General features: G+C 35.1%; 20 protein-coding genes and 1 pseudogene. 17 read left to right on the top strand and 4 right to left on the bottom strand.

What is annotated here, in order from left to right; genetic code table 11:
- Positions 1–265 precede the first annotated feature (265 nt).
- From IPN31_05205 to apaG, 5 genes are read left to right on the top strand one after another with little or no spacing between them, the layout of a single operon-like run.
- Entirely contained in the window at positions 266–1,705 is a 1,440-nt protein-coding gene (locus tag IPN31_05205) for a hypothetical protein (protein MBK8681300.1), read from the top strand.
- The gene (locus IPN31_05200) at positions 1,686–2,627 is read left to right on the top strand and encodes a DMT family transporter (GenBank protein ID MBK8681299.1); all 942 of its coding nucleotides are present in this window, start codon (positions 1,686–1,688) and stop codon (positions 2,625–2,627) included. The genes IPN31_05205 and IPN31_05200 overlap by 20 nt, the downstream gene beginning before the upstream one ends.
- Before the next feature lie 2 nt (positions 2,628–2,629).
- Positions 2,630–3,505, top strand: coding sequence for a YicC family protein (locus IPN31_05195; protein MBK8681298.1), 876 nt, complete (start codon positions 2,630–2,632; stop codon positions 3,503–3,505).
- Positions 3,502–4,074, top strand: a complete 573-nt coding sequence (gmk, locus tag IPN31_05190; protein MBK8681297.1) for a guanylate kinase — start codon at positions 3,502–3,504, stop codon at positions 4,072–4,074. Before IPN31_05195 ends, gmk begins: the two co-directional genes overlap by 4 nt.
- Positions 4,075–4,110: 36 nt before the next feature.
- Positions 4,111–4,497 (top strand): Co2+/Mg2+ efflux protein ApaG, encoded by a 387-nt coding sequence (apaG, locus tag IPN31_05185; protein MBK8681296.1) that lies wholly within the window; start codon positions 4,111–4,113, stop codon positions 4,495–4,497.
- A gap of 482 nt (positions 4,498–4,979) precedes the next feature.
- Here the strand turns inward: apaG and IPN31_05180 are convergent, their stop codons facing one another.
- On the bottom strand, positions 4,980–6,035 hold the full coding sequence (locus tag IPN31_05180; protein MBK8681295.1) for a hypothetical protein: 1,056 nt from the start codon (positions 6,033–6,035) through the stop codon (positions 4,980–4,982).
- 24 nt (positions 6,036–6,059) lie between these two features.
- Here IPN31_05180 and IPN31_05175 point away from each other — a divergent pair, with 24 nt between their 5' ends.
- From IPN31_05175 to IPN31_05150, 6 genes are all read left to right on the top strand, one after another.
- Positions 6,060–6,722, top strand: coding sequence for a PorT family protein (locus IPN31_05175; GenBank protein ID MBK8681294.1), 663 nt, complete (start codon positions 6,060–6,062; stop codon positions 6,720–6,722).
- 62 nt (positions 6,723–6,784) lie between these two features.
- A complete protein-coding gene (locus tag IPN31_05170; protein ID MBK8681293.1) occupies positions 6,785–8,431 on the top strand; it encodes an NAD+ synthase in 1,647 nt (548 codons plus the stop codon).
- 83 nt (positions 8,432–8,514) lie between these two features.
- The gene (locus IPN31_05165; GenBank protein ID MBK8681292.1) at positions 8,515–9,993 is read left to right on the top strand and encodes a sodium:solute symporter; all 1,479 of its coding nucleotides are present in this window, start codon (positions 8,515–8,517) and stop codon (positions 9,991–9,993) included.
- Complete coding sequence (locus IPN31_05160; protein ID MBK8681291.1) at positions 9,971–10,678, top strand: TIGR00730 family Rossman fold protein; 708 nt, start codon at positions 9,971–9,973, stop codon at positions 10,676–10,678. Before IPN31_05165 ends, IPN31_05160 begins: the two co-directional genes overlap by 23 nt.
- A 16-nt stretch (positions 10,679–10,694) precedes the next feature.
- Complete coding sequence (bcp, locus tag IPN31_05155) at positions 10,695–11,162, top strand: thioredoxin-dependent thiol peroxidase (protein MBK8681290.1); 468 nt, start codon at positions 10,695–10,697, stop codon at positions 11,160–11,162.
- A gap of 86 nt (positions 11,163–11,248) precedes the next feature.
- The gene (locus IPN31_05150; GenBank protein MBK8681289.1) at positions 11,249–12,076 is read left to right on the top strand and encodes a T9SS type A sorting domain-containing protein; all 828 of its coding nucleotides are present in this window, start codon (positions 11,249–11,251) and stop codon (positions 12,074–12,076) included.
- A 3-nt stretch (positions 12,077–12,079) separates the two neighbouring features.
- Here IPN31_05150 and IPN31_05145 read toward each other — a convergent pair whose 3' ends face one another.
- Positions 12,080–12,571, bottom strand: coding sequence for a DUF5606 domain-containing protein (locus tag IPN31_05145; GenBank protein ID MBK8681288.1), 492 nt, complete (start codon positions 12,569–12,571; stop codon positions 12,080–12,082).
- 89 nt (positions 12,572–12,660) lie between these two features.
- Between IPN31_05145 and uvrB the strand changes: the two genes are divergently transcribed.
- Entirely contained in the window at positions 12,661–14,694 is a 2,034-nt protein-coding gene (gene uvrB, locus IPN31_05140; GenBank protein ID MBK8681287.1) for an excinuclease ABC subunit UvrB, read from the top strand.
- A 792-nt stretch (positions 14,695–15,486) separates the two neighbouring features.
- Positions 15,487–16,439, top strand: a pseudogene (locus tag IPN31_05135) (calcium/sodium antiporter).
- Here the strand turns inward: IPN31_05135 and IPN31_05130 are convergent.
- On the bottom strand, positions 16,414–17,364 hold the full coding sequence (locus tag IPN31_05130) for an NAD-dependent epimerase/dehydratase family protein (protein MBK8681286.1): 951 nt from the start codon (positions 17,362–17,364) through the stop codon (positions 16,414–16,416). The pseudogene IPN31_05135 and the gene IPN31_05130 sit on opposite strands and share 26 nt — an antisense overlap.
- Before the next feature lie 48 nt (positions 17,365–17,412).
- The gene (locus tag IPN31_05125) at positions 17,413–18,165 is read right to left on the bottom strand and encodes a DUF1295 domain-containing protein (protein ID MBK8681285.1); all 753 of its coding nucleotides are present in this window, start codon (positions 18,163–18,165) and stop codon (positions 17,413–17,415) included.
- Between the two features lie 176 nt (positions 18,166–18,341).
- Here IPN31_05125 and IPN31_05120 point away from each other — a divergent pair, with 176 nt between their 5' ends.
- The 4 genes from IPN31_05120 (at position 18,342) to IPN31_05105 (ending at position 21,953) form a co-directional block, all read left to right on the top strand.
- On the top strand, positions 18,342–18,830 hold the full coding sequence (locus IPN31_05120; protein MBK8681284.1) for a c-type cytochrome: 489 nt from the start codon (positions 18,342–18,344) through the stop codon (positions 18,828–18,830).
- 80 nt (positions 18,831–18,910) lie between these two features.
- Positions 18,911–20,848, top strand: coding sequence for a Sec-dependent nitrous-oxide reductase (nosZ, locus tag IPN31_05115; GenBank protein MBK8681283.1), 1,938 nt, complete (start codon positions 18,911–18,913; stop codon positions 20,846–20,848).
- A 35-nt stretch (positions 20,849–20,883) separates the two neighbouring features.
- On the top strand, positions 20,884–21,504 hold the full coding sequence (locus IPN31_05110; protein ID MBK8681282.1) for a hypothetical protein: 621 nt from the start codon (positions 20,884–20,886) through the stop codon (positions 21,502–21,504).
- A gap of 2 nt (positions 21,505–21,506) precedes the next feature.
- Positions 21,507–21,953: a nitrous oxide reductase accessory protein NosL gene (locus IPN31_05105; protein ID MBK8681281.1), complete on the top strand. Its 447-nt coding sequence runs from the start codon at positions 21,507–21,509 to the stop codon at positions 21,951–21,953.
- Positions 21,954–21,964: the final 11 nt, after the last annotated feature.

The following is a 21,964-nucleotide window of genomic DNA, read 5'->3' as shown; positions in this document are numbered from 1 at the left end:
CCGTTAGCTATTTGCTGTTGGCGAAAAAAACATTTCATCATATATTTTTTTACTCACCACTCACTTTTTTTACCGCAAAGCCCGCAAAGTTTTTTCGCAAAGAGAGCAAGTTTTTTAATGATGCTATTAGCAGTTAGCTTTTGGCCAAAAAACTTTGACTTTATACTAAGACCATTGACAAAAAACATTCACTACTGATTATTCATCACTGATTCCTCTCAACTCACAACTCACCATTCACCACCCACTCCTTACTTTTGCTTTCATGAATCGAAAGCCTTTATTTTTAATTCTGCTCTTATGGACCTTATGGAGCATCGTTGCTATTTTCTTTTTGGAACATGTGCTTTCTTTTGATGGACTTGGATTTGATGGTGCAGTGTATGGAAAAATTATCAAAGGGTTTCCTGATATACTTCTTAATCGAGAGTTAGATTCCTATTATACATTTCGCACTTTACCTTCTATATTAATTTGGTGTGGATTACAACTCTTGCATGCAGATATTTCCAATGAAAATATTATTAAAGGATTCACTCTATTAAATTATCTTTCAATATCGGGATTATTAATTCTATTGTTTCAAATTGTAAGAATAAAAAATTATTCAGATTACACATTCTATTTTATTTGTACACTTTTTATAATGAATACTGCAGTACTAAAATTTACTTATTTCATTCCGGTACTTACAGATTCCCTTGCTTTATTAATTGGTGGGGTTATGGTATATGCGGCGCTTACCCGTAAAATATGGCTGTTATGTTTGGCAATTTTCACCGGCATTTTCACCTGGCCAATTTCTGCATATTGCGGATTACTTTTAGTAGCTACTTGTCTTGGCGGTAAACATTATTTTACAGAACGATTTGCAAGATTTATTGCTGTCGCCTATCGTGTAGGAATTATTGCAGTTACTATTGTTTGTTTGATAACAGGATTATTTATTTTAAAGCAAATGCATCCAAATACAAGTAACGCAATTGAAATGGAGTGGCTTTTTTTATCTATACCTATACTGCTGCTTTATGTATTTTTTATTTTGAAATTGCCTGTAGTTACAGCAATTGAAAATTTTTCTTTCGACATAAAATCTATCTTGCAATTTTTAGCAATTACAATTGGCTTTGGAATATTGATGTGGGCATGGAAAAACAGATTTGCTGATTTGGATTTGTACAGTATGAATGCAATATCCAATACATATTTAAGCTTTTTAAGAGGAGTACAAAAGCCCGGAGTATTTCTGATTGGCCATATCAGTTACTACGGTCCAATAGCGCTTTTTATAATTGTGTTTTGGAAAAACTTATCATTGAAGCTTAAAGAAATGGATTTGGCGTTTGTAGTTATAATCCTCTTGCACTTAGTTCTGGCTGTAAATTCTGAATCCAGATTTTTAACAATGGCGATACAATTTTTATTATTTTGGATAATGCCAGTAGTTGAGACTATGAAAAATAGAAAGCAAGGGATTATACTTTTCTTCTCAATAGGATTAATTTTTTCCAAAATCTGGTTACCAATTAATACAGGTTTAACTGCGGAAAATTGGCAAGAGAAAGCCGATAGGTTTTTTATTAGTTTTGGCCCTTGGATGAAGGATTATTATTATTTTATTCAATTGATTTCTTCTGCAATAATAATTACTATCCTGTTTCAAATTAAAAAATATTTTACTTACAATGCCGTGGAACAAGCATAGTTCAAACACCCCATTAGCTCATACCTACATCCTTGCCGCCAATATTTTATATGGATTGAATTATGTGATTGCCAAAGTAGCATTGCAAGTAATTCCTGCTTTTGGATTGGTGTTGACCAGAGTTACAATTCCCTTAGTGCTTTTCTTTATTTTTCATAAAATTTTTATTCGTGAAAAAGTGGATCGCAAAGATCATCTCCTGCTTTTTCTATGTGGATTATTTGGTGTAGCAGCCAATCAATTAATGTTTATAAAAGGATTGAGTCTTACCAGTGAAATTCATGCTTCATTACTTATGATTACCACACCGATTTTGGTAATGGTTGCCAGTTGGTTTGTATTGAAAGAAACTGTTACCTGGCGAAAAATTATTGGGATTATTATCGGTGGGTTTGGTGTGTATTTATTGGTACAGGGAGGTACAAATGAAACGCAATCCACATCCACTGTTTCCGGCGATCTTTTAATAGTGGGCAATGCTGCTGTCTATGCAATATTTCTGGTAATTGCCAAACCATTGATGCAAAAATATTCACCTTTTACAATTGCACTCTGGATATTTTTTTATGGTTGGTTTATTGTGTTTCCATTTGGTATAAGAGAATTTTTAAGTGTGGATTGGATGCATTTGGATACACCTATTTTTTCTGCATGGTTATATGTGGTGTTTGGTGCTACCTTGTTAGCCTATGTATTTAATGTGCTTGGATTAAAATATGGAACACCTACATTGGTGAGTATTTATATTTATATGCAACCGGTAATTGCAACTGTGGTAGCCGTAATATTAGGCACTGATATATTGACGTTACCTAAAGTAATTGCATCATTATGTATCTTCACGGGTGTTGCCATAGTGAGTTTTGAAATTGGTAAAACCTTTCTGAAAAAAACTACAGTAACAAGAAAAATAAACAACTAAGTATGATTTTATCAATGACCGGTTACGGCCGTGTAACGTTTGAACTGAATGGCAAAAATACAGTGATTGAATTGCGGGCACTTAATAGTAAAGTGTTTGATATGAATCTGCGATTGCCCACTATTTTAAGAGAACATGAAATGGATATTCGCAATATTATTAGCCGTGAAATTGTACGAGGGAAAATTGATTGCATTATCGCATACGAGCAATTTGATGATCAGAAAAATGGCGAATTAAATTCCGTAATTATTAAAGATTACTATAAGCAATTAAAGCAGTTAGCAAGCGAGCTGAATGCAGATGAAACCAAAATTTTTGAATTGATATTCCGCTTGCCGAATGTGATTACTAGTACCAAGGAAGAACTAACCGAAAAACAATGGAAGCAAATTGAAAAATTAGTGGAAGATGCTTGTAATGCAGTGCAAAATTTTCGTACAACAGAAGGTGAACAATTAAAAGTGGATCTGCATAAACGCAATAAACTTATCTGTGAAATATTAGCTGAAATAGAAGTGTTGGATCCGGAACGTGTGGTTACATTTAAAAATAGTTTGATGACAGATTTGCGATCTTCTCAAGCTGCGGAACAAGTAGATATAAATAGATTTGAGCAAGAGGTAATTTATTATCTGGAGAAAATGGATATTACTGAAGAGATAACCCGACTGCGTTCGCATTGTGATTATTTTGAAGAAGTGTTAAAGGAAGCAGTTACGGAGAAAGGAAAAAAATTAGGTTTTATTACTCAGGAAATGGGAAGAGAAATAAATACAATTGGAAGTAAAGCCTATCATGCTGAAATGCAAAAATGTGTGGTGCGCATGAAAGATGAATTGGAAAAAATTAAAGAACAACTCAATAATGTGTTGTGAGCAAGCAAGGTAAACTTGTAATAATTACAGCGCCATCCGGTGCAGGAAAAACCACGATAGGAAAATATTTGCTGGAACAATTACCGCAACTAAAATTTTCTGTTTCTGCAACAACAAGAGCTGCCAGAGAAAATGAAAAAGAAGGTGTGGATTATTATTTTATGTCGGCGGAAGAATTCGATTTGCATATTCAACAAAATGATTTTTTAGAATGGGAAGAAGTGTATCCCGGCAGACGTTACGGCACATTGCGCAGTGAAGCATTACGTTTATGGAATGAAGGAAAACATGTGGTGTTTGATATAGACGTACTTGGCGCAATACGATTGCAAGCACAATTTCCTGAAAAAACTTTATCCGTTTTTATTGCACCGCCATCACTTGAAATTTTGCGTGAGCGTTTAACTCTCCGCAACACAGAAACTCCGGAAAATCTGGCTATTCGTTTACAACGTGCAGAAATGGAAATGCAACATATGTATAAGTTTGATGAAGTAGTTATTAATGATGATTTGCAAAAAGCAAAACAACACGCATTAGAAATTGTGTCAAATTTTTTGGCTTCCTAAGTTTATTACAACACAAGTACTATATTTACAAACATAATGGTTACCGATATTACAAATGGCGTAAAAGTGAGTGTTGAAACTTTTTATCAGGCGGGTTATTCTAACTCGCTGAATAGAGAACATATGTTTGCGTATCGCATTACTATCGAGAATAAAGGCACTCAAGCTGTAAAACTTATTTCACGACATTGGTTTATTTACGATGCCATACATGAACATCGTGAAGTAGAAGGTGAAGGAGTTGTTGGTGAGCAACCAGAAATTTTACCCGGTGGTATGCATCAATATGTTTCCGGTTGTAATTTAAAATCACCAATGGGAAAAATGCACGGTACTTATTTAATGGAAGGTCAGTCGGATAATTCTTTATTTGAAGTGCGCATTCCTGTTTTCCATCTCGCCGCAGATTTTTTACTTAATTGAAGAGTATCTTTTTAGCTATTGGCGCTTAGCTTTTGGCTGTTGGCAAAAAACTTTAACTATAGACTTAGACCATTGACCTTTTAAATTGACAATTGACAGTTGACAATGAAAAAGCTGAGGACATTGACTTTTGACATTGACTAAAAAGTTTCGGGTTTCGAGTTTCATGTTTAAAAAAAAACATCACTGATCTTTCATTCACCATTTATAATTTATAATTGCCTTTTGCTTATTGCTTATTGCTTATTGCAAATTATTTTTCACCATTCACCTTTTAAATTGACAATTGACAGTTGACAATGAAAAAGCTGAGGACATTGACTTTTGACATTGACTAAAAAGTTTCGGGTTTCGAGTTTCATGTTTAAAAAAAACCATCACTGATCTTTCATTCACCATTTATAATTTATAATTGCCTTTTGCTTATTGCTTATTGCTTATTGCAAATTATTTTTCACCATTCACCATTCACCATTCACCATTCAATTTCCCGGGCTATAATTGCTCTTCCGCAAAATTTCATAACTCGCTGTATCGGCAAATAATTGTTGAATAGTTATATTCGGATTGTTGTGCATATATTTTCTAATGATTTGCCAGCCCATCCAAATTGCAACACGTCCCGGTGATTCCTCCGGCATACCTTTCGTGGTGGGTGCTTCCCCAATATATTGTTGTTTATCCTGCATGCGTTTTGAAAATAATAATTCTTCACCTGCAAAAAATTTCCATATATCTGCTTCATTGTTTTCGCACCATTCTATTTGTGATTTATTGAAACCAATTTTTACACTGTCGGCAACTTTTGGTAATACTAAATCCAGATAATACATCTGCTTTCCTTCATACAACATATCATCTAATAAAGAAGCATTAGCACCTAAAGAAGTAACACTACCATCGGCAAGCATAAGCATAATACTTACAGGAATATTTTCTTTTCTGAAACGATATAATAAATACTTGGGTAAGTTGGCAGCGAAGGAACTGTAATAAGAAAAGTTTTTACCCAGAAACATATTGAGTTCCACACCAATCACATCATCACCCAATACTACCTGATAAACAAAGGGAGCGATATATGTAAACACCTGTGGTAATGTACTGTCGGGGAAATAATATTTATAATATTGAAATGCTTTAGCCACATCCGCTTCCACATCACTCATATTTGAATATATATGCTGCACACTATCATATAAGCGCAACATGTATTTATCAGAAATCATATAACTGTACAACGTGTCATAAATATTATAACTGCTGTCTTTCAAAGGAATATTTAATACATTATTGGTATATAAGGTAAAAAATTCAGGATATAATTCTTTTAGAGAATCTATTACTTCAACATAATTTCTACCATTAGCCTGCATTAAAGACTGATCAAAACGAATGAAATGAACATCAACAGGAATATTCGAAACATCAGGTGTTTTTATTTTGTTTTTATTGCCACATGAAGAATATATTAAAATGCAAATTGCACTTGCGGCAATAGATAAAAATACTTTAAGTTTGTGGCTATAATTTGACATAATAATCCGGTAAAACTATATACTATGAAAAAAATTGTTGTAATACTTTTTATCAGTTTACTCACAGGGTATTCTGTTACTGCACAAAATTTCCGTTTTGGACTTACTGCTTCACCGCTTATTTCATGGTTTGGCATTAGTGGTGATGACCTTAAAAGTGATGGCGTAAAAATAGGATTTCAATATGGATTATTGTTTGAAGGAAATTTAGGCCCGGGTGATAACTATGTGTTTTCATCAGGTTTAATTATTAATTCAGCAGGGGGGTTTCTAAAAAAGGAAGATTCGTTAAATGTAATTTACTCAACAATTCGAAGTGGCTATATTGAAATTCCTCTTGCAATTAAGCTACGTACCAATGAAGTAAATTATATGCGCTATTATGGTCAATTTGGACTAACACCAGGTATTAATATTAAAGCTCGTTTGGATCAGGAGGATGCCAATGGGAATGATTTATATACTGATTATAATTTAAAAGATGAAACTCTGACAGGAGATAAATGGAATTTGTTTAACCTCAGTCTTACTCTTGGACTTGGTGCAGAATATTCAATGACTGAAACTACGGTGTTGACAGCAGGTGTATTTTTTCAGAATGGTTTTGTAAATGTATTTGAGAATAGTATGACAAGTGAAAATATTCAGTTAAAGCAATTTGGTGTACGCCTTGGTGTTTTATTTTAATTAATCATTGCTTTCAATTTAACTTTGAACCGTACAATATTATAATTGTACGGTTTTTTTTTATGAAAATAGCATTAGCACAAATCAATACACATATCGGTAATTTCGATTTTAATTTTTCGAAAATTGCTGAAAATATTACAACAGCAGAACAGCAAGGAGCAGACATCATTGTATTTCCTGAACTGGCAGTTTGTGGTTATCCGCCAAGAGATTTTTTAGACTTTGATGATTTTATTGATAAGTGTTATGCAGTGATTGAACAGATAAAATCATTAACGGAAAATATTGCGGTTATCGTTGGCAGTCCTTCACGAAATCCACAAATTGAAGGAAAAGATTTATTTAATTCTGCTTTTTTTATATATCAAAATAAAGTGCAGGATGTAATTCATAAAGCACTGTTGCCAACGTATGATATTTTTGATGAGTATCGTCATTTTGAGCCAAATACAGAATTTCATTGTATAACATTTCAAGGGAAAAAAATTGCGCTTACCATATGTGAAGATTTGTGGAATGTAGGAAATGAAAATCCGATGTATCGCAGTTGTCCGATGGATATATTAACGCATGAGAAACCGGATGTAATGATAAATATTTCTGCATCACCATTTGATTATTTACATGCGCAGGGAAGATTAGATGTGTTGCGGGAAAATGTGCAGCGATATAAAGTGCCGTTGTTTTATGTAAATCATAGTGGAGCTCAAACGGATTTAATATTTGATGGAGGAAGTGTGGTTATGAATGTGCAGGGAAAAGTGTTTTCGGAAATGATTTTTTTTAAAGAGGCGATGCAGGTATTTGATTTGGAAAAAGTAATTGCAAGTGGAATTGATTTAAAAGAAAATTTGCAAACGAAAGAAAAAATTCCAATGATCTATGAAGCATTGGTTACTGGTGTGCGGAATTACTTTGAAAAGCTGAATTTCAATAAAGCAATTTTTGGTTTATCCGGCGGAATGGATTCTGCCTTGGTTGCAGTTATTGCTGCCGAAGCATTGGGGAATGAAAATGTAAAGGGAGTATTAATGCCTTCACCCTATTCATCAAAACACAGTGTGGATGATGCGTTGCAATTAGCCAAGAATTTAAAAATAGCGTATGAAATAATTCCTATTCAAAACATGTACGATACATTTTTAAAAGAACTTACTCCATCCTTTTTAGGAAAACCCTTTGATGTAACAGAAGAAAATTTACAAGCAAGAATTCGTGGAATGATACTGATGGCGTTAAGTAATAAGCATGGTTATATTTTATTAAACACAACAAATAAAAGTGAAGCTGCGGTGGGTTACGGAACATTATATGGTGACTTGTGTGGCGGACTTGCAGTGTTGGCAGATGTATATAAAACAGAAGTGTATGCAATTGCAAACTATATTAATCGCACTAAAGAAATTATTCCTTTCAACATTATTCATAAAGCACCGAGTGCAGAATTAAAGCACGATCAAACAGATCAGGATACATTGCCACCCTATGAAGTGTTGGATAATATTTTATTTCAATACATAGAAAAAAGTAAAAGCCCGGATGATATTATTGCAATGGGTTTTGATGCAAGCATTGTAAAACGCACTTTAAAAATGGTGAACAGCAGCGAATGGAAACGCTATCAGTTTGCACCTGTATTACGAGTTTCTCCAAAAGCATTTGGTATGGGCAGACGCATGCCGATAGAAGGAAAATATTTGTCTTGAAATATCTGCATCTGCAAGTGAATGTGTAAAACCAATTATTTCAAAGAAAATAATTATTCTATTTTTCGCATTCATTATAGCACATGTCGGCAACAGTTATTTTAATCATCATCATTGTTTATTTTTTATTTCTGTTTACCATTTCCTGGTACACCTCCCGCAAAGCAGATCAAACCGCATACTTTATTGGCAATCGTGTATCACCGTGGTATGCCGTTGCTTTTGGATTAATTGGTGATTCACTTTCCGGGGTTACATTTGTTTCTGTTCCCGGTGCGGTGGAGGCAACACAGTTTTCCTACATGCAAATTGTGTTTGGATATGTGTTGGGTTATGTAGTAATTGCACAAGTATTATTGCCTTTGTATTACCGCATGAATCTTACTTCTATTTATACTTATCTCGGTGAACGATTAGGTTTAGCATCACAGAAAACAGGATCGTTTTATTTTATTCTTTCACGATTAATTGGTGCTGCATTTCGTTTATATATTTCCGCAATGGTTTTGCAATTATTTATTTTCGATGCATGGGGTGTTTCATTTGCAGTTACTGTTACCATTATCATCATACTCATTTTACTTTACACTTATAAAGGAGGAATTAAAACATTGGTGTGGACAGATACTATGCAGTCTTCGTTTTTATTGTTAGGTGTAATTTTTTCTATCGTTGCCATTTCAAATGCAATGGATTTAAATTTCACAGGAATAGTTACTACGGTACGCAACAGTGAATATGCCCGCATCTTTTTCTGGGACTGGCACGAAAAGAATTTCTTCTTTAAACAATTTTTCAGCGGTGCATTAATAGCAATTGTTATGACGGGTTTAGATCAAAACATGATGCAGAAAAATTTAAGTATCCGCACATTACCCGAAGCACAAAAAAACATCAGATGGTTTAGTGTGGTATTGGTATTTGTGAATTTATTTTTTGTTGCTCTTGGTGCATTATTATTTGAATATGCAAAAGCACAACAGATAGCAATACCCGAACACACTGATCAATTATTTCCATTATTAGCATTAGAACATCTCGGTATGTTTGCAGCAATAGTGTTTGTATTGGGAATTACAGCCGCAACATTTTCAAGTGCTGATTCAGTGCTTACCACACTCACTACTTCTTTTTATATTGATATACTCGGTAAGAGTACTGAAGCAGAACATGAATCGAAATCTAATAGAACAACCCGACATATTATTCATATTGCATTTGCCATTTTATTGTTGGCGGTAATTATTGTTTTTCAGCGCATCAATAATGATACAGTTATCAATGCAGTATTTACAGTTGCAGGATATACTTATGGTCCGCTGTTGGGATTATTTGCATTTGGTATTCTCACCAAACGCAATGTAAGAGATCGCTGGGTTCCATTCGCTTGTTTGCTTCCACCGGTGCTTAGTTATTTCCTGAATGCACATTCTGTAGAATGGTTGAATGGTTATAAATTTGGTTATGAACTGTTGTTGATGAACGGCATCATCACATTTGTTTTATTGTATTTACTTTCAATAAATAAATCTACTTATCATGAGCGAAAAATACAGACGTAAAAAAATATACAAAGCAAAGGACTGGACAGAATTCAGTGCACAATCTTCTTGGCGCATGTTTAAAATTATGGCTGAATTTGTTGAAGGATTTGATCGCATGGATAAAATTGGTCCGTGTATTTCTATATATGGTTCTGCTCGTACAAATCCTGATAATCCGTATTATAAGACGGCAGAAAAACTTGCCGGAAGATTAGTGCAGGAAGGGTTTGGTATAATAACTGGCGGCGGTCCGGGAATTATGGAAGCAAGTAATAAAGGTGCGCAAAGTGAAGACGGTAAATCAGTGGGATTAAATATTGAATTGCCTTTTGAACAATCGCATAATGCATATATTGATCAGGATAAACTCTTCAATTTCAATTATTTTTTTGTAAGGAAAGTAATGTTGGTGAAATATGCGCAGGCATTTGTTTTTATGCCCGGTGGTTTTGGTACGTTGGATGAATTGTTTGAAGCACTTACGTTAATTCAAACACATAAAATCGAACGAGTGCCGGTGGTATTGATAGGAAAAGAATATTGGAATGGATTGTTGGAATGGATTGAAAAAATGATGTTGAATAACGAAGCGAATATTAGTCCTGAAGACATGGATTTATTTTTTATAACCGATGATATTGAAGAAGCCGTAACTCATATAACACAGTTTTATACAACCTCGCAATTGCGACCAAATTTTTAAGATGAAACGGGAATCTATCACACATTTAAAAGTAGGAAAGAAAGCACCTGCATTTAGTGGATTGGATCAGGATGAAAATAAATTTGATTTAAAAAGTACGCTTGGTAAAAAAGTAGTTTTATTTTTTTACCCGGGAGATCTTACACCAACTTGTACAGTTGAAGTGTGTAATCTGCGTGATAATTTTTCCCAATTAAAAAAAGCAGGATATATTCTCATTGGTATTTCAAAAGGCACTGTAAAGAACAAAAAAAAATTTGCAGAAAAACATGATTTACCTTTCCGACTAATCAATGATCCTGATTTAAAAATCGCAAATAAATATGGTGTGTTTGGCGATAAATTATTTATGGGAAAAACAATTCAAAGTATTCATCGGCTCACTTTTATAATTGATGAAGAAGGTAAGATTGCACATATCATTCATAAAGTAAAATCGAAAGAAGCCGCTGCACAGATTTTAGAATGGGAGAAAAATAAATAGTAAACACTTTGTAAGATTCCCTCAATTATTTTTATACCAATAAAAATTGTTGCACCTTTTCGATGCATATTCAAACTCAAAAAAAAATGTCCAACAAATTTATTTATTCATGTATTGCAATACTTGGTTTTACAATTTTAATTATCAGTGGTTTTAAAATTGAAGGTAAACCGGATGGTGCGCCCTCAGGAAGCACAGGTTCACCTGGCGATAACGCCACTTGTGCGCAAACGGATTGTCATGTGGGCACTGCAAAACCAATGGATGGATTAGTTGTTTCTAATATTCCCGAATCCGGTTATCTCTCTTCAGAAACTTATACAATTACTGTTACCGTAAATAATCCGGGTGGCGTGCGATTTGGTTTTCAGGCATCACCACAAAATCTGGAAGGTGATAAAATGGGAGAGATGATTCGCACGGATGAATTGCAAACTAAGTTTGTAGGCTTTAAAAAATATATTACACATACCCTTCCTGGAAATAGTGGTGTGGATTCTAAATCATGGTCATTCGAATGGACTCCGGTAGCATCTGAAGGGGATGTAACTTTTTATGTAGCAGTGAATGCTGCAAATAATGATGATGAAGCAACAGGAGATTCTATTTATATTGATGCTATAACTGTGTTGGAAGATTCCACCAATATTCCATTATCTGTTGAGCAATTTGTGGTGAATACAATAGTGATTTTAAATAATCCGGTGCAGGATGTTTTGCAATTACAATTAACTGCATTCAGCCATGCGATTACATTATCTGTTTTTAATCTGCAAGGAAATAAAGTAATGGAACAGTATATAACAAATGAAAATATTGCAACTGCGGAGGTAAGTAATTTACCTGCCGGAATTTATGTATTGCAATGTAGTGATGGAAATAAAATCTTTACAGGAAAATTTGTAAAACTCTAACTGTTACTTATCAGACTTTTCTTCTTCTGTTGATTCTTCAACACTTTCTTCTTTATTGTTTTCATCAACTGATTCTGAATTTTCTGCTTCTTCTTTTCGTGCTGCAATCTCGCCTGCAATTACACCGTGCTCATCAAGAATATCAAACCATTTAATCAATTTTTTAATATCGCTGATATACACTTTTTCCTGATCGTGGTTAGGTACTATTTGCGTAAACCATTCCCGTATCACAGCATTATCTGCTTTTGTATCTGCCGGTGGATTTGTTTCTTTTTTATTATTTACTTCCAGCAATACATCCGCAAGTTCAACATTATCTGTATCTGTATAAATGGAAATATTTTCTAATGGAGAAAACATGTGCTGACGATTAGAAACAAATTTTGTCCAGCCTTCTGTTAATGAGGTAACTATTAATCCGCTTGGTTTTTGTCCATCAATTTTATATAAACCTGCCATGCCGCCGATGGATACAATATCTTTAATTCTCATACTCTGTATTTTTTTGCAAATTTAAAAGTTATTTTTTGCAACAATGTATTAAACTATTTTCCTTTTGTCAAAGTTGTAGTTTTGTTTCTATGGATTTTAAACTTACATCGCAATATGTTCCGACAGGAGATCAACCTGATGCAATTCGTCAATTGGTAGAAGGAGTGAAGGAGGGTGAACATGCGCAAGTATTATTAGGTGTTACAGGTAGTGGTAAAACATTTACGATTGCAAATGTTATTCAACAGATTCAACGACCAACTTTAGTGCTTAGTCATAACAAAACTTTGGTGGCGCAATTGTATGGTGAATTCAAACAATTTTTTCCGGATAATGCGGTGGAGTATTTTGTGAGTTACTACGATTATTATCAACCCGAAGCATACATTGCACATACGGATACATACATCGAAAAAGATTTATCTATAAATGAAGAAGTAGAAAAATTGCGATTAAAAACTTCATCCAGTTTACAAAGTGGAAGAAGAGATGTGATTGTGGTTGCTACAGTTTCTTGTATTTATGGAATCGGTAATCCGGCTGAGTTTAAAGAAAGTATTATCCGCTTAACCAAGGGAGATATCATTAGTCGCAATGTGTTTTTACATGCACTGGTTTCTTCTTTATATGCCCGCACTGTTGCAGATTTTCGTCGTGGTACTTTTCGTGTAAATGGCGATGTAGTAGAGGTATATCCTGCGTATGCAGATTATACATATCGCATTACTTTTTTTGGTGATGAAGTGGAAGAAATGGAAGTGATAAATCCGGATACAAATAAGCGTATTGAAACAGCAGAACATATCGCCATTTTTCCTGCCAATCTATATATTGCACCTAAAGAAATTTTTCCGCAAATACTGCATGAGATTCATGAAGAATTGGATGAGCAAGTGGCATACTTCGAACGCAGTGGAAAATATATTGAAGCAAAACGATTAAAAGATCGTGTGAATTTTGATATCGAAATGATTAAGGAATTAGGTTACTGTAATGGCATTGAAAATTATTCTCGTTTCTTCGACAGACGCAAACCCGGTTCACGACCTTTTTGCTTACTCGATTTTTTTCCGGATGATTTTTTATTGGTGATAGATGAAAGTCATGTGAGTGTTCCGCAGGTTGGTGCTATGTATGGTGGTGATCGTTCACGCAAAACAAATTTGGTGGAATACGGATTTCGACTGCCTTCTGCAATGGATAACAGACCTTTAAATTTTGATGAATTTATGGGTGTGATTGGTCAGGCAATTTATGTAAGTGCAACGCCCGGTGATTTTGAATTAAAACAATCAGGTGGTGTAATTGTAGAGCAAGTAGTGCGGCCTACAGGTTTATTAGATCCGCCAATTGAAGTGCGACCAACATTAAATCAGATTGATGATTTATTAGAAGAAATTGATGAACGTATTAAAGCGAATGAACGTGTTTTAGTTACCACGCTTACTAAACGTATGGCAGAAGAGTTAAGTAAATATTTATTAAAAATGCAGGTGAGTTGCAGATACATTCACAGTGAAGTAGATACTTTGGAACGTGTTGAAATTTTGCGTGATTTGCGTCTTGGAAAATTAGATGTAGTGGTGGGTGTAAACTTATTGCGTGAAGGATTGGATTTACCTGAAGTAAGCTTGGTGGCAATAATGGATGCAGATAAAGAAGGATTTTTGCGCAATACAAGATCATTAACACAAACATCAGGACGAGCTGCAAGAAATGTGAATGGAAAAGTTATTATGTATGCGGATAAAATTACAGGAAGTATGCAGCGCACTATTGATGAAACAAACAGACGCAGAGCAAAACAAATTGAATACAATCAGAAGCATGGCATCACTCCGCAAACCGTAATTAAATCCACAGAAGAAATATTTAAACAAGCATCTGTTTTAAGAATAAAAGGCGACGAACAAATAGCGTATGTAGAACCTGAAAATGCATCCCTGGTTGCTGATCCGGTGTTGAGTTATATGACCAAACCACAATTACAAAAAGCAATTGCCGATACCAAAAAGAAAATGATTGCGGCAGCTAAAGACATGGAGTTTTTAATGGCAGCAAGATATCGTGATGAGATGTATGGATTGGAAAAATTGTTTGAAGAAAAGTTTGGGAGTTTATAAGTTACTAGTTTCGGGTTTAAAAATTATCGTTCGTCTGATTTTTAAAAGGCTATTAGCGTTTAGCAATTGAAACTCGGAACCCGAATTTTTTTTTGTCAAAGTCAAAAGTTAATGGTCTAAGTTTTTTTTATTGTCAACTGTCAATCGTCCATTGTCAATTTATAATGTCACCCCTTCGGGGTTTAGTTTTTTTTTGTTCGTGTAGTTAGTTACAATAATGACAACCCTTCGGGTTTATTTGCAAAGCATTCCATTTGCACATTCAACACATTCTCACATTAATCATATTCTCAAATTTGCACATTCCTATTAGCTAATCTGCTAATCAACTCATCTGCTAATCATCTCATCTGCTCCCACGATAACTATCGGCGTGCACATTTACACATTTGCACATTAACCTCATCGGCTAATCTGTTAATCATCCCATCTGCTAATCAATTCGCACATTTTCACATTTTCACATTTGCACATTTGCACATTTTTTTTAATAGGCTAATCTGCTAATCATCCCATCTCCCCTCCCCCCTCCTTTTTTTTTCTTTCTCCCCCTTCGCCTTTTCTGCCCTTTTTTTAATGGCTAATCTGCAATCATCCCATCGGCTAATCAATTCGCACATTTACACATTTGCACATTTGCACATTTTTTTTCATCAGCTAATCTGCTAATCATCCAATCTGCTAATCATTCCATCGGCTAATCATCTCATCCGCTAATCAATTCGCACATTAACCACATTAATCACATTCCCTATTCACTACATTTGCGGTGAAATTATTCAAGCATACTTTATGGATTACGTGTATTTAATAATCGGTTTAGCTATTGTAGTTTTTGGTTCTAACTGGTTGGTGGACGGTGCATCTTCTCTCGCAAAAAATGGAAGGTAAATGATTTGGTTATCGGTTTAACAGTGGTGGCATTTGGTACTTCCAGTCCGGAGTTAGCAGTAAATATTTTTGCATCCATAAGTGGCAATTCAGAGATGGCAATCGGTAATATTATAGGTAGTAATATTTTTAATATTCTGTTGATATTGGGAGTTGCCTCTATTATATTTCCTTTAACCGTTCATAGCAATACTGTATTTAAAGAGATACCTCTTAGTTTACTTGCCGCAATCATTGTGTTTGTTTGCGTGAATGATATTTTAATAAATCATGATAGTATTTCTGAAATAGACCGTACCGATGGATTAATACTTATTGCCTTCTTTATTATTTTTATGTACTACACATTTATCATTGCGAAAAGTACATCACCCGATGAAATAGAAAGCTATAATATATTGCCGGTATGGAAAACTTTAGTGCTGCTGTTAACCGGTTTTTGCGGACTAATTATAGGTGCTAAATTTATGGTGGATGGTGCTACCGGAATTGCCGAGTCACTTGGTATGTCGCAGCGTGTTATTGGATTAACTATCGTTGCTGCCGGCACTTCGGTTCCTGAACTTGCAACATCCGTAGTAGCTGCTATGAAAAAGAAAAGTGATATCGCCGTGGGGAATGTGGTAGGTAGTAATATTTTCAATATTTTCTTTATTCTTGGATTGAGTTCTGTAATCAAACCAATACCTGTTGGGCCGGGTGTGAATTTGGATGTCATCGTTTGTATTGCAGCAACAGTGATTTTATTTTTCCTTGTGTCTGTAGAAAAGCATCATCGCATTGTACGCTCACACGGAATTATTTTTATCCTGCTCTATATTGCCTATGTTACCTATCTGATTTTTTATCGGTGAGCATTCCTTCCGCAGCATACCAATCAAATGTTTTTGCAATTGCTTCCGGATAGGAGGTAATGGTATAACCCAATTCTTTTTGAGCTAAAGCACTACTTATTTTCTGCGGACTTATTCGCAATGTATTCATAGATTCTTTGGTGAATAATGCGGGCTTATTGGTAAGGTAAGAATGCATTTGAATTATAGGTAAGGCAATCTGTATTATTTCAAATGGAATAATGCGGTAGAATAATTTTTTATTACATACCTGTGCAATTGTTTCCGCTACATTTTTAATCGTTATATAATTGCCGTTGAAAATATATTTTTCTGCCAGACAATCATTTTCCATAACTGCAATTACGCCTTTCACCAAATCTTCCACAAACACAAAATCATAACCGCCGGGTGTTAGTGCCGGAATACGACGATGATAAATATCCAACATAGCCTTACCCAATAAAGAAGGATAATAATCATGCGGACCGAATATAGAAGTGGGTGAAATTATCACTGCATTTAATCCTCGCTCTCTTGCTTGTAAGATTTCTTTTTCTGCCATCACTTTCGACAAATCATAAGGAGTTGCTTTTTCAGAAATATAAGCCCGGCTTTCATCTAATGTTTCCATTAAAGGATAAGGATTAAATGCATGAATGCTGCTGAAATGAATGAGCTTTTTTATTTTAAATTTTTCACAGGCTGCTATTACATTTTGTGTTCCCTGTAAATTAATAGCAGAAACAATTCCTTTCGGATCGCCATCAATGGAAATTTTTGCTGCAAGATGAATAATGATATCACATCCGTTTACAAAAATTTCTACCTGATTATAATTTGTAATATCAGTTGTGACTTTTTCTACAGCTAATGTTTCAATACTTTTTGAAATGATATGCACGGAAATCCGCAACTGATATCCTTTTGCAATAATGCTCTGCAAAGGTTTGCACCAACATGTCCGCTGGCACCTGTAATGCCTATTTTCATTTTATAAAATTAAAGGAATAACTGCTTTGCGTTCTTTGGGATAATCGGGAAACGTTTCTTTATACCATGCATGATGATTTAATGTGCGTGGTAATAAATTGGTAAAAGACCACAATGCAAAACTGAATGCAGGAAAATTCCATGCGATTAGTGCAAAACCAATCCACTCAATAATTTCTCCTAAATGATTCGGGCAACTGATGTATTGAAACAACCAACCTTCGGGGATTGTATAGCCATTTCCATTTTTGCGCAGATGGATAAGTTTATTATCAGTAATGATATTGATTGCCATGCCGCCGGCAAACAATACAATTCCCAACACAGTATGCCATTGAATAACATCTGCTTGCGGTTGATTTATAAATCCCAGATAATATCCATTGAAAAATCCATTGATAACATTAAATACAACACCCATTATTAAAATAATAAGCGGCATTTTTTTCTTGCCTGTGCGCAATCGAAAAGGGAATATTAAAGTGCGGTTTATATAATGCAACATCCATAGGAAAACGAGTAACCAACTTATCCAGTTTTTTTCAGCAGGACCATAAAATACAAACAGTGGAAACACTAACAAGGCAGGTACTTCCATCCAAAACCAACCTAAGTGATTATCAATCATTTTACCCCAGCCACTGCGTATATGACGACCATAAGGAGCACGCACTTTTATCAGCAAAGGAAGTATGATAACAGCAAGCAATACCCAAAAATATAAAGCAATCCAGTATCTTTGATACGTATCCATACATTTTAGCTGCGAGTATAGTTATTTAAATTCTTATTTAGGAATTTAAAGGAAATAGGGTACTTAAAATTTTTCCTTTAAAATAAAACTCAACCAAAATAGTGACTTATATCATAAACGAGCAGGTGCATGATGGATAGTTTCGCACTCAAAGATTATAACCAAAAAGTTCTATTATGAAAAGGAGATTACAACCGTTTATTTTATTCACGCTACTCGCCGGATTGATCTGGAGTTGCGGACCAAAAGCTGAAGACAATGCCAGCCTTGAAAAAGCAGCAAATAAGAAGGGAGGTATGACAGAAGAAGAGCAAATGATTGCTGATGGAAGAGGATTTGGAGAAGTGAAATCAGTAACACTTACAAATCCATTAGACGAATCACGTATCAAACGTGGAATGGAAATTTATGATATGAAATGTTCCGCATGTCATCGCCTTGACTCAACAAGATTAGTTGGTCCGGGTTGGGCAGGTCTTACAAAACTGCGTAAGCCTGAATGGATTATGAATATGATTACAAATGTGGATGTGATGCTGGAAAAAGATCCGGAAGCACAGAAACTATTGCAATTGTGTTTAACTCGTATGCCAAATCAAAATGTATCTATTGGCGATGCAAGAGACGTATTAGAATATATGCGTAGTAACGACGGCGAGAAATAATAACTAAACCAGTATAAATTTTAACATTGAAAAATTATAGAAGTATTGCTGTGGCAGCATGGATTGCTGTTATAGCGGTGATGTTCGCATCTACAACAGGATGCAAGCCCAAAGGGGCAAAATCTGCGGTAACCGGAAATGCAGCACAGCGTGTATATGTACCTCCCGGGCAGTATGATGAATTATATATGTTTGCCTCCGGTGGATTCAGCGGTCAGGTGGGTGTATATGGATTGCCTTCAGGACGTTTGCTCCGAGTGATTCCTGTTTTCAGCGTGGATCCTGAAAAAGGATATGGTTACAGCGAAGAGTCAAAAGGAATGCTTAACTCCTCTTGGGGATTTCAACCATGGGATGATTCCCATCACCCGCAGCTTTCCCAAACAGATGGTATTATTGATGGACGTTACTTGTTTATTAATGGTAATAATACACCAAGGATAGCTCGTATTGATTTAACCACATTTTCTACTCAGGAAATAATTGAAATTCCTAATACAGGTGGTAACCATGCTTCTCCGTTTATTACTGAGAATACTGAATATTTAGTAAGTGCTACTCGTTTCTCCATGCCTTATGGAACAAATGTAGATGTGCCTATTAATTCTTATAAAGAAAACTTTAAAGGTGTAATTACATTTATTGCTTTAGATGGTGCCTCCACTACTCAAAGTAAAATGAGTCCTGCTTTCCAAATAGAAGTTCCTGCATTTGATTATGATCTTGCGCATCACGGTAAAGGTCCTTCATCAGGATGGATGTTCTTTACTTGTTACAACAGTGAACAGGCACATACTTTAAAAGAAGTAAATGCCAGCCAGAAAGACAAAGATTTTATTCTTGCTATCAACTGGAAAAAAGTAGAAGAATTAGTGAAGAATGGTAAAGGCAAAAAAACCGCTATTAATACATACCATAATTATATGGATGATGTAACTCACTATGCAGTTTCAGAACAATTTAAAGAAATAACAACGCTTACTACAGAAGATTTAAAAGGACTGATTTATTATATGCCATGTCCTAAATCACCTCATGGTGTGGATGTGGATCCAACAGGACAATATATTTCTGCTGGTGGTAAACTTGCTGCTATGATTCCAGTGTATGGGTTCTCAAAAATTCAGGATGCAATTGCTGCGAATGCAACAGATGGTGAATTTGGTGGAATTCCTATTCTTAAATATGAATCAGTACTTGCTGGTGAAGTGAAAGATTGCGGATTAGGACCATTACATACTGAGTTTGACGACAAAGGTTATGCTTACACTTCTATGTTTGTTTCTTCTGAAATAACCAAATGGGAAGTAGCTACTCAAACTGTGGTTGACCGTGTTCCTACTTATTATTCAATCGGTCACTTAATGGTTCCGGGTGGTGATTCTAAACAACCTTACGGTAAGTATGTGGTTGCATTAAATAAAATTACTAAAGACAGATATCTGCCAACAGGGCCGGAGTTAACTCAGTCTGCACAATTGTATTCAATTGATGGAGATAAAATGGAATTGTTACTTGACTTTCCAACTATCGGTGAGCCGCATTATGCGCAAGCATTAAAAGCTGACCTAATTAAGGATAAGCAAGTGAAAATTTATAAAATAGAAGAGAACACACATCCGTATGCGGCTAAAGGCGAAAAACAAAGTGGAGTTACCAGAGATGGAAATGAAGTACATATAAAAATGACTTCTATCCGTTCACACTTCTCTCCTGATAATATTGAAGGTGTAAAATTGGGCGATGTGGTTTATTTCCATGTTACCAATCTTGAACAAGACTGGGATGTACCTCACGGATTTGCTGTAATTGGAATGAATAATAGCGAATTATTAATTATGCCGGGAGAAACTTTAACATTGAAATGGGTGCCTCAAAAAGTAGGAGTATTCCCTTTCTATTGTACTGACTTCTGTTCTGCATTGCACCAGGAAATGCAAGGATACATTCGTGTATCTCCGGCAGGTAGCAATGTGCCGTTAACGTTCTCTTTGAACGCCAGCGACGAAAAGAAATAATGCTTTGATTTTAGAATGTAGAATGAGTTCCTGCCATGAGCGCAGGAACTCATTTAAACCAAAGAAATAATGAAAAATTAAACAGGGTAACAAGGATAGTTCTTTTAGTATGTGCTTTAGGAATGCTTCCCACCTTGTTCTTCCCAATTTGGCGTATTGATTTATTTGCGCCTCAATATCCGGAAGGATTGTACTTGCAAATTTGGAAAGACAGACTTACCGGTGATGTGGATGTAATTAATGGATTGAACCACTATATCGGTATGCAACATATTAAGGAAGAAATGTTTCCTGAGTTCGGTTATATGTATATCATTTTGTATGCAATGGTCGGTTTAGGAATTCTGGCATTTATTATTAATCGCAGATGGATGATGCTCACCTGGGCAATTGCCATTGTGATTATTGGTTCATTAGGTCTATACGATTTTTATCAATGGTGTTATGATTATGGGCATAATCTTGACCCTAATGCAGCGATAAAAATTCCGGGCATGACCTACCAGCCGCCGTTATTTGGTCATAAGCGTTTGCTGAACTTTGATGCATGGAGCCAACCTGATATTGGTGGCGTATCATTGATGATTAGCACCGCAATTTTATTTGTAATGGTAGGGCTGGAATATTTTTATTTTCCAAAGAAAAAGAAGGCTTAATCATGAATTTTTTAAAGACAACCGCTTCCCTTTTTGTAATTGTAATGCTTCTGCAAAGTTGTACTAAGTCAGGTCCCGTGGCTATCGAATACGGCGAAGACCCATGTGCATTTTGTAAGATGACCATTGTGGATACCAAGTTTAGTTGCGAACTGCAAACGAACAAAGGCAAGACTTATAAGTTTGATGATCTGTTTTGTCTTTTGAAATACAAAGACGAAAATTTCTCAGGCTCAGATAATATTGGACACATCTATATTTCCGATTTTCATTCAGGTGAATTTGTTGAATATAACACTGCTTCATTTTTATTTAATCCTGAATTTAAATCTCCAATGTCAGGCAACATTGCAACCTTCCAATCGGATACTGCATTACATGTGGTATTGCAACAAAAAGGTGGCGAACTAATGAGTTGGGATCAGGTTACAAATAAGACGGGAATTTAATATCCGCATTC

This window comes from Bacteroidota bacterium, from assembly GCA_016715425.1.
In the GTDB taxonomy this organism is placed as follows: domain Bacteria; phylum Bacteroidota; class Bacteroidia; order Chitinophagales; family BACL12; genus JADKAC01.
This window is presented reverse-complemented; position numbering and strand designations above follow the sequence as displayed.